This window comes from Bradyrhizobium sp. 179, assembly GCF_023073535.1.
In the GTDB taxonomy this organism is placed as follows: Bacteria; Pseudomonadota; Alphaproteobacteria; order Rhizobiales; family Xanthobacteraceae; genus Bradyrhizobium.
Genome location: NZ_JADPJR010000117.1, coordinates 1 through 2,909, shown reverse-complemented (window position 1 = coordinate 2,909; position 2,909 = coordinate 1). Strand labels below are relative to the sequence as shown.

Below are 2,909 nucleotides of genomic sequence, written 5' to 3'. Positions count from 1 at the left end.
CCTTCTTCGTTTGGCCGCGCCCCGGATCGAGTACCGGCGCCTTGGTCTCATCCATGAACAGCCGATCCGCCATGGCCAGGTGGTGGCGCATGTGGTCCGTGATGGGCTGAAGATGGAAGCAGGCGCGGCCGGACCAGTTGCCCAGCGTCGCCCGATCAAGCCGGATACCCTGGCGCGCATAGATCTCGGCCTGACAATTTCTGCCCACATCGCTTTAGGGCCACTCAGCAATGAAACCTTTTGCCTTGTAAGGCTCAATCTTATCCCATTCGCTGAGCACCCGCGAACAAAGCTCAGGGTTGGTGTGCCATAGGACATTGGGGGTGTCGTAATGGTTCACGACAACCAGCATTTTTTCCGGATCGGGCCAGTGTCGGTGAAGCGTCATCGGATAACGGCGAGACGTCCAAAAATTGCCTAAGCAAATTACCGATCGTATTTTGCTCAATCCGATCTTCGCTTCGATGACAGGCAGGGAGAAAATGACGTTCTCCCCCGTGTTGGTCGCGCGATGTTCTTCCAAAATCAAGTCAGCCGGAACACCGCGTGACACCAGCCCATCCTTTATGGTCCGGCACTCGGAAAGATCGGAGCCCGGGGTCATCCCTCCGCTAACGAGAAGCCAACGGCAATATCCGCGATGCCAGAGTGAGTAAGCGGCGTCTATGCGCTCCACCACGCCATCCCGTGTGCCAAAAACGAACAATAGATCTGCCGACCGCAGAGACGTTTTAAGTAGATGCTCCGAGTTTATACGAGCGATCTCTCCAACAGTCAGTGTTCGAGCGGGTTCTGCCATCGGTCCAATCTGATTCAGTCACCGTTCCACAAGCCCAGGGTAGGATTTACCTCCACAGTCGATCAATCGCAAGTTGTCCGTTTCTGGCCCGTGGCTGACCTTAGCCCAGAGTCCGGCGATGTCGGCTTCCGAGAGATGACCCGACCACGGGTATGTTGGCTGCCGAGGGCAGCCTTTGACCCCGAAGCGGACCCCACATAATCATTTCGTCCAGCTTTATTGGGCTGGAGCGCATAAGAGGCAGACGAGCTTCGAGAAACTAGTGGGGAGGCCCAATTCGTTCGGCCAATTCTGGAGACCACCGAATCTCCTTTTGCCATTTCCCGGCGAGCCGTTCGCCCTCGGCCAATTGGTCGGGCGAAAGGAGTTCTCTAAGTTTTGCCAAGTCTCGGCTGGAAAGCTCGATGCTCGCATAGGCTGCTACATGGCTAACCAACACATAGGCGGCGACCAGATCCTTATTATAGCCGAACGAGCCCGTCGCGTACATGATGCCCAGAGCGTGCTGAGCAAAGGCATTGCCTTGTTCGGCGGCCCTACGAAACAAACGCGCAGCCTCGACCTGGTTCTTTTCGACGCCGCGCCCCTGAGCATACAGAAATGCGAGACGAGTTTGCGCATCTGCAAAATCGCGTTCGGATGCGCGGCGATACCATTCGGCGGCCTGAGTATCATCTTGAGGAAAGCCCGCGATCCCTTTTTCGTAGAGCATTCCAAGATTAGATTCTATTTCGGCGCCATCGGAAGCATCAGTCTTGCACGGTCGCCGGTGCAGATTGCCATCGCTAAGAGTAGCTACGAACGTAAGCCGGAATTTATCCGTCGGCGTAAACTTTCTTGAGAAGAATTGTTTGCGAAGGTCTTCGGTAATGGGTTTCGAAAGCAAAAGCCAGGTTGAGGCATCCAAGTCGCCTTGATCCGCTGCACGTTGAAGCCATTCGAGCGCCCAAGCGCCATTCTCTGCTACGCCTTCGCCGCGAAGATATAGACACCCGAGATTATATTGAGCGTCGACATCACCCTGTTGGGCAGCCACGCTCCATTCTTTGAAAGCTGCTTGATAGTTTCCTGCGCGATAGGCCGCGACGCCTTCGTCAAACCCACCGTAAGAACAGGTTGATGATATGGCCAAAAGTGCGAACACACATAGTGGCGGTGCAACGCGCATAGAAAACTCTCAATTAAAGCATGAACGCATCCCACCAAGAAGTTAAGCGGCAGAAATTAATGCAATCTAAAGTGCAGCGAGACAGATCGCCTCTTTCGTTGCGAGTATGTCCAGCTGCTTCCCCTTATGGCCCGTATGCGAAGTCTAGGCAGCGTCCCGTGTGGTCGGCTCTTAGGGGTAGACCGGAAGCAGTTGGCCGGCGCTCCGAAGGGCGCTCATGCCCCAGAACGGACATTTGTAATCGATTGGTCTATCTCGACCCCAGCAATAATCCGTAAATGTCGACGCCCTAAAGTAGAACAGCCATATGATGTAAAGCCTTCGCTGCGAGGTTCGATCATGACGAGTTGGGTGCGAGCAATGATGCTCGCGGCGTGGTCAGCGTCAGCGGTCGGCGCGGCATCGTTCGCTACCCTGTTCACGCTCGCTAATTTGGCGTTCGGGATATACGAGGTCGCCGAAGGGCACACAAAAGTTGCGGAACTGCCGGGCGTCGTGGTGGGCGGGGCCACTACCTTTGTGCTCGCACTGCTTTTCAGTTTCGCTATTACCGTTCCTGTAAGCTTGGTCATGGGAGCCTGCGCATATCCATTCCTGAATACTATTCGGGCTGTTGATCATTGGGCGTTCGGTATCGTTGGTTTCGTGGTTGGTACGCTAATCTGGCTCGGGCTATCGTCGACCGGACCTGCCGGCAACTTGTACTTCGGATCATGGATTTCCGTCTTTGTCATAGGGGGCCTTGCGGGATGCGCCGGAGGGCTTGCATTTTCCCGACAGCTTCGCCGCGGTCAGGCTGAACGAGATCGTGCTTTCTAAGTCTAACGGATCAGTACGACTTCCGCTGTTGATGCTGTGGACGGCTCCTCCACCGGCACGAGAGTGCCAAGGTATGGGCGCCGTTTTGAGGCTCCCACGATTCGGAGGAGCAGCCTATGCAGT

General features: G+C 55.4%; 3 protein-coding genes and 1 pseudogene. 1 reads left to right on the top strand and 3 read right to left on the bottom strand.

Annotated features, from left to right (window positions below):
• From IVB12_RS28120 to IVB12_RS28110, 3 genes and pseudogenes are all read right to left on the bottom strand, one after another.
• Positions 1–193 (bottom strand): annotated as a pseudogene (locus IVB12_RS28120) (transposase); the annotation flags it as partial.
• 21 nt (positions 194–214) lie between these two features.
• Entirely contained in the window at positions 215–799 is a 585-nt protein-coding gene (locus IVB12_RS28115; RefSeq protein ID WP_247303961.1) for a YdcF family protein, read from the bottom strand.
• A 259-nt stretch (positions 800–1,058) separates the two neighbouring features.
• Entirely contained in the window at positions 1,059–1,967 is a 909-nt protein-coding gene (locus IVB12_RS28110; RefSeq protein ID WP_247303959.1) for a tetratricopeptide repeat protein, read from the bottom strand.
• A gap of 339 nt (positions 1,968–2,306) precedes the next feature.
• Between IVB12_RS28110 and IVB12_RS28105 the strand changes: the two genes are divergently transcribed.
• A complete protein-coding gene (locus tag IVB12_RS28105) occupies positions 2,307–2,786 on the top strand; it encodes a hypothetical protein (RefSeq protein WP_247303957.1) in 480 nt (159 codons plus the stop codon).
• Positions 2,787–2,909 lie beyond the last annotated feature (123 nt).

Excerpts from the sequence above, each read along its gene's own strand:
- IVB12_RS28115 (WP_247303961.1), bottom strand. The coding sequence starts at position 799 with ATGGCAGAACCCGCTCGAACACTGACTGTTGGAGAGATCGCTCGTATA.
- IVB12_RS28110 (WP_247303959.1), bottom strand. The coding sequence starts at position 1,967 with ATGCGCGTTGCACCGCCACTATGTGTGTTCGCACTTTTGGCCATATCA.
- IVB12_RS28105 (WP_247303957.1), top strand. The coding sequence starts at position 2,307 with ATGACGAGTTGGGTGCGAGCAATGATGCTCGCGGCGTGGTCAGCGTCA.